The organism is Streptomyces sp. IBSBF 3136 (assembly GCF_036815105.1).
Taxonomy (GTDB): Bacteria; Actinomycetota; Actinomycetes; order Streptomycetales; family Streptomycetaceae; genus Streptomyces.
In genome coordinates, this window is the sequence record NZ_JAJSZC010000341.1 from 1 (window position 1) to 5,851 (window position 5,851).

Annotated in this window: 2 protein-coding genes and 1 pseudogene; 2 read left to right on the forward strand and 1 reads right to left on the reverse strand. The window is 74.9% G+C overall.

Going from position 1 to position 5,851, the window contains the following annotated elements:
• A pseudogene (locus V7E45_RS38225) lies at positions 1-2,285 on the forward strand (hypothetical protein); the annotation flags it as partial.
• A gap of 57 nt (positions 2,286-2,342) precedes the next feature.
• Here the strand turns inward: V7E45_RS38225 and V7E45_RS38230 are convergent.
• Complete coding sequence (locus tag V7E45_RS38230) at positions 2,343-2,876, reverse strand: hypothetical protein (RefSeq protein WP_333778880.1); 534 nt, start codon at positions 2,874-2,876, stop codon at positions 2,343-2,345.
• A gap of 420 nt (positions 2,877-3,296) precedes the next feature.
• On the opposite strand from V7E45_RS38230, the gene V7E45_RS38235 reads away from it, so the two are divergent.
• A partial coding sequence (locus V7E45_RS38235) for a sensor histidine kinase (protein ID WP_333778881.1) occupies positions 3,297-5,851 on the forward strand: 2,555 nt, incomplete at its 3' end.

The window sequence follows — 5,851 nt, forward strand, 5'->3', positions numbered from 1 at the left end:
CCCCGGCCCCCGGCGCCACCCCCGGCGACGTCTTCCTGGTGCCGCCGAACCCGGCCATGCACGACGAGCACGCGGCCGACGAGGAACGCCAGGCGCTGCGCGCCCGGGCCACCGAACGCGACGAGGAGATCCGCACCCGCGCCGCCCGCCTCGGCAAGGACCGGGAGCTGGCCGCCCGGCTCGCCTCCTGGCGCACCGGCTGCCCGCCCGGACGGCTCACCGAACTCGCCGAGGCCGCCCGGCAGGCCCGCGCCTTCGCCGAGGAGGCCGAGGCCGAACTCACCGAGACCCGCACCGCGCGCGCTGAGGCCGACGAGATCGCCGCCGAGGCCACCCGGGTGCGCGAGGAGCGGCAGGAGACCGCGCAGAAGGCCCGCCGCGCCGCCGACGCCCTCGCCGGACTCGCCCACCGGCTGCGCGAGCGCGCCGGCTGGCAGGCCAAGCTCCGCGAACTCGCCGACGACGCCGCCGAGTCGGAGGCCCGTGCCCAGACCTGTCTGGAGCGCGCCCGCGCCGCCGACGAGGACCGCCGCGCCGCCCAGCGCGCCGCCGACGACTCCCGCCGCACCGCACGCGCCCTGCGTGCCGAGCGCTCCGAGATCGCCGGCGCCCCCGACGACGTGCCGACCGCGGACGCCGACGCACCGCAGACGTCCCTGCCGGCCCTCCGCGAGGCCTACCGCGCCGCCTCCCAGCTGTACGAGAAGGTCGGCGTCGGCGCGGATCTGCGCGCCGAGCAGGCCCGCGCCGAGAGCGACGAGAGCGCGGCCCGCGCCGAACTCGACCGGCTCAGCAACAAGGTCCGCACCCGCGCCGAGCAGCTGCTGCAGTCGCCCGACGGCTCCGACAGCCCCTCCCGGCAGGCCGCGGCCGCGCGCGCGGAGGAGCTGGTTCAGCTCCTGGAGACCCGGATGTCGACGGCGAGCGAGCAACTCGGCCGGCTGCGCGGCGAGACCGAACGGCACGCCCCCGAGGACGGCGAGGCGCACACCGAACTGTCCGAGGACCTCGTGCCGCGCGACGCCGAGCACGCCCAGGCCCTCCTGCGCACCGCCACGACCGAACTCGCCGCCCGCACCGGCGCGCTGGCCGAGGCCCGGGAGGCGCACGCGGAACTGCTGGAGGCCCACCGGGCCGCGGAGGACGCGGCCGGCGGGTTCGACGAGATCGCCGCCATGCTCCGCGACCTGCTGCGCGAGCACACCCCGGACGAGGACCAGGAGGAGCCGGAGCCGTACCCCGGCAGCCTGGAGGAGGCCCGGCACTCGGCCGCCGAGGCCCGCCGCTCGCTGCGCGGCTGCGCCGCCGATCTGTCCGCCGCCGAGGCCGCCGTGCGGGAGGCGAGCGACGTGCTCGTCCGGCACGCCAACTCCACGCGCTACGAACAGGTCCGCACGCCCGCCCGGCAGCAGATCCGCGAGCTGCCCGCCGCCACGCTGCCCGAGCACGCCCAGAAGTGGGCCGACGCCTTCGCGCCCCGGCTGCGCGTCCTCACCGACGAGCTTGCCCAGCTGGAACGCAACCGGGACTCGATCGTCGACCGGCTCAGGGGACTGGTCGAGTCGGCCCTCGCCACCCTGCGCTCCGCCCAGCGCCTGTCCCGCCTCCCCGAGGGCCTCGGCGAGTGGTCCGGGCAGGAGTTCCTGCGCATCCGCTTCGAGGAGCCCGACCAGGCCACGCTCACGGAACGGCTCGGCGAGGTCGTCGACGAGGCCACCCGCGCGGCCGTCAGGAAGAACTCCGACCTGCGCCGCGACGGCATGTCGCTGCTGCTGCGCGGAGTCGCGGCGGCGCTGCAGCCCAAGGGCGTGGCCGTGGAGATCCTCAAGCCCGACGCCGTCCTGCGCGCCGAACGGGTGCCCGTCGGCCAGATGGGCGACGTCTTCTCCGGCGGTCAGCTGCTCACCGCCGCCATCGCCCTGTACTGCACGATGGCCGCGCTCCGGTCGAACGACCGGGGACGCGACAAGCACCGGCACGCGGGCACGCTCTTCCTGGACAACCCCATCGGCCGCGCCAACGCGACCTATCTGCTGGAGCTCCAGCGGGCCGTCTCTGACGCCCTCGGCGTGCAGCTGCTTTACACCACCGGCCTGTTCGACACGACCGCCCTCGCCGAGTTCCCGCTCGTCATCCGGCTGCGCAACGACGCCGACCTCAGGGCGGGCCTGAAGTACATCAGCGTGGAGGAGCACCTGCGGCCCGGGCTGCCGCAACAGCCCCAGGCCGGGGAGGCCGGGCACAGCGAGATCACCGCGACCCGGATGTACAAGCGTCCGGCCTGACCCGTGGTGGTCGGGCGGAGCCGGCCGTGCGGTGCGCGCCGGCCGGCCGCCGGGCGGTCAGGAGTGCGACAGCTGCCCGGCGCCGCCCCGGCGGCGTATCCGCGCCTGCTCCCGGGCGGCAGCCCGCTCCTGGCGCCGGTGGGCACGGCGCTCGCGGCGCAGCGAGCGGGCCGTGCTGCTGGGCTCGGAGACCACGCCGTAGCGCTGCTTCCACACCTGGCGGGTCACCCACACGTCGACCACCGCCCACGTGGCCACCACCGTGCTGACCACGCTGCTGATCACCATCGGGAAGGCCGGCCAGGACTCGGCCATCGTGCACAGGAACGCGATCATGGCCTGTATCAGCGTCACCGCGATGATCAGCACGGCCCGCACCGCGGCCGTACGCACCGGATCGGGCATCCGGTACCGCCGCGCGGGCTCCTCGACCCACAAAGGCCGGTGCTCCGCGCCCCGCTCACTCCCGGCGCCCGTCCCCTCGCGCCTCTGCGCCGGGACGTCGCGATCCGGCGCCTCCCGGCCCCTACGCTCCGCCGAGCGCTTCGCCACGCTCTCCTCGGGCGCCTTACGCCGCTCCGCCGTGCCCATCACCGTGTCACTCCCCACCGCCAGCAGACCGCTCGCCCCGATGTCCGAAGACCCCGTCTCCCCAGTGGCTGCCCGGCTTGCGCTGTTTTACGCCGCCCGGGTGCGGGATGCGGCTCGTGTGGCCGGTTCCACACCCGATTCCCTGCAAGAAGGACGAACAACAGCTCCCGAAGATTCCCCACTTGCGAAAAATTTCAGCCAACCGGCTGTCCGTACTGCTTCGGCCTATCCCGCCGCAGGCACCCGCATCGCGGGTGCAATCTCCCGCAATGCCCGGACAACTCGTCATCTCTCGCCCCCGGTGCGGAAGTTCGCCCTCCGGACATGTCTTCGAGTTATCTGTGAGGCGGTAGTAGGCTCGCGCCGTTTGCTGTTGGACATGTGTACCCCCGGCCGGCGGGGGTCGAGCTGGGGGAGGCCATGCGCTTTCGCGGGAAGTCGATCCGCCGGAAGATCGTGGCGCTGCTTCTCGTGCCGCTGGTGTCCCTGACCGCCGTCTGGGGCTTCGCCACGGTGCTCACGGGGCGTGAGGTCACCCGGCTCTTCCGGGTCACCGACGTCGTACAGGACGTCGGTTATCCCACCGAGGACGCCGTCCGCGTCCTCCAGCAGGAACGCCGCCAGACCCTCGTCCACCTCGCCGACCCACGCGCCGCCGACGCCCTCTCGGCCCTGCACCGCACCCGCGCCGCCACCGACCGCGCCGTCGCCGAGATCCGCCGCAACGCCCGGGAACACCACGTCCGCGACGGCATGGACGCCGACGACAGCGAGCGCCTGACCACCGTCCTGGACGCCTTCGACGGACTCGACTCCCTGCGCCGCGGCGTCGAGAACCGCACCGTCGACCGCGCCCAGGCCCTCGACGGCTACAACCGCCTCGTCGACCCCTGCTTCACGTTCCTCGCCGCCCTCGACGGCATCGACGACGTCGAGATGGACAAGGAGGCACGGGCCCTGGTCACCCTCGCCCGCGCCCGCGAATTCCTCTCCCGCGAGGACGCCCTCCTCGGCTCGTCGCTCGTGGTCGGCAGGCTCTCGCCCGACGAGACCCGCCACATCTCCGACCTCGTCGCCCAGCGCGGCCTGCTCTACGACATCGGCCTGCCGGTGCTGCCCGGCCCGGAACGGGACCGGTACGAACACTTCTGGAAGAGCGCCACCACCGCCCCGCTGCTCACGGCCGAACGCGCCGTCGTCCACAGCCGGTCCGGCGCCCCGCGCGGGGTCACCGCACAGAGCTGGGACTCCGCTGCGGCGAGCGCCCTCCACGAACTCGGCACGCTCGACGACCAGGCCGGCGACCGCTTCCAGGACCGTACCCGGCCCGTGGCCGTCGGCGTGATCGCGCAGGCCGCCGTCGCGGGCGTCCTCGGCCTCGTCGCCCTCCTCGTCTCCCTCCTGCTGTCCGTACGGGTCGGCCGCGCCCTCATCCGCGACCTGCGGCAGCTGCGCCTTGAGGCCCACGAGGCGTCCGGGGTGCGGCTGCCCAGCGTGATGCGCCGCCTCTCGGCCGGCGAGCAGATCGACGTCGAGACCGAGGTGCCACGCCTCGAGTACGACAAGAACGAGATCGGCGAGGTCGGCCAGGCCCTCAACACACTGCAGCGCGCCGCCGTCGAGGCCGCCGTCAAGCAGGCCGAACTGCGGGCCGGCGTCTCCGAGGTCTTCGTCAACCTCGCCCGCCGCAGCCAGGTCCTGCTGCACAAGCAGCTCACCCTGCTCGACACCATGGAGCGCCGGACCGAGGACACCGACGAACTCGCCGACCTGTTCCGCCTCGACCACCTCACCACCCGGATGCGCCGGCACGCCGAGGGCCTGGTGATCCTCTCCGGCGCCGCACCGTCGCGGCAGTGGCGCCGGCCGGTGCAGCTGATGGACGTCGTCCGGGCCGCCGTCGCCGAGGTCGAGGACTACGAGCGCATCGAGGTCCGCCGCCTGCCCCGGGTCGCCGTCACCGGCCCGGCCGTCGCGGACGTCACCCACCTCGTGGCCGAACTCCTGGAGAACGCCACGGTCTTCTCGCCCCCGCACACCGCCGTGCAGGTCCTCGGCGAGCGGGTCGCCAACGGCTTCACCCTGGAGATCCACGACCGGGGACTGGGCATGACGGCCGAAGCGCTGCTGGACGCCAACCTGCGGCTCGCCGAGACCCCCGAGTTCGAGCTCTCGGACACCGACCGGCTCGGCCTGTTCGTGGTCAGCCGGCTCGCCCAGCGCCAGAACGTCCGTGTCTCCCTCCAGCCGTCCCCCTACGGCGGCACCACCGCCGTCGTCTTCATCCCCGACGCCCTGCTGTCCGACGACGTCCCGGACACCAACGGCATCGGCTTCCGTCTCGACCGCCCCACGCGGGAGGCCGAGCCCAGGGCGAGCCTCACCCCGGCCCGCTCGGGAGGCCCCGTCCAGCTGCCCGGCCTGCCCGCCTCCCTGCTGGACGGCCCGGTCGAGCTGGAGGCACCGGTGGACCTGGACGCCATCGACGACTTCCCCGGCGCCCTGACCGACGACGAGAGCGAGCGCGGCGGCCTGTTCCGGCACCGCCGCACCCGCGGCCGCGCCGACGAGCAGGCCGTCTCCGGCCCCGGCGAGATCCTCCGGCCGGCCGCCGAGCGCACCGACGACGGCCCGGCCGGCCACCGCCACGCCGGACCCGTACCGCTGCCCCGGCGGCAGACGCCCAAGCTGGTCAGCTCCCACGGCAGGCCCGTCAGCGAGCACCGCTCCCGCCGCGACGACCCGGACGAGCAGCCGCCGGCCGGACCGTACCGGCCGGAGCCCGGCGCACTCGCGCCCCTGCCCGCACGCCGCCGCGGCGAGCCGGCCCGCCGCACCGGACTCGCCGACCGCGTCGACGAGCGCACCGCCGCCGCGGGGGCCGACGACCCGGACGAGACCTCCCCGGCACCGGCGCTGCCCAGACGGACCCGGCCGCGGCAGGCCGCGCCGGGCGGCGGCACCCCGCCTACCGG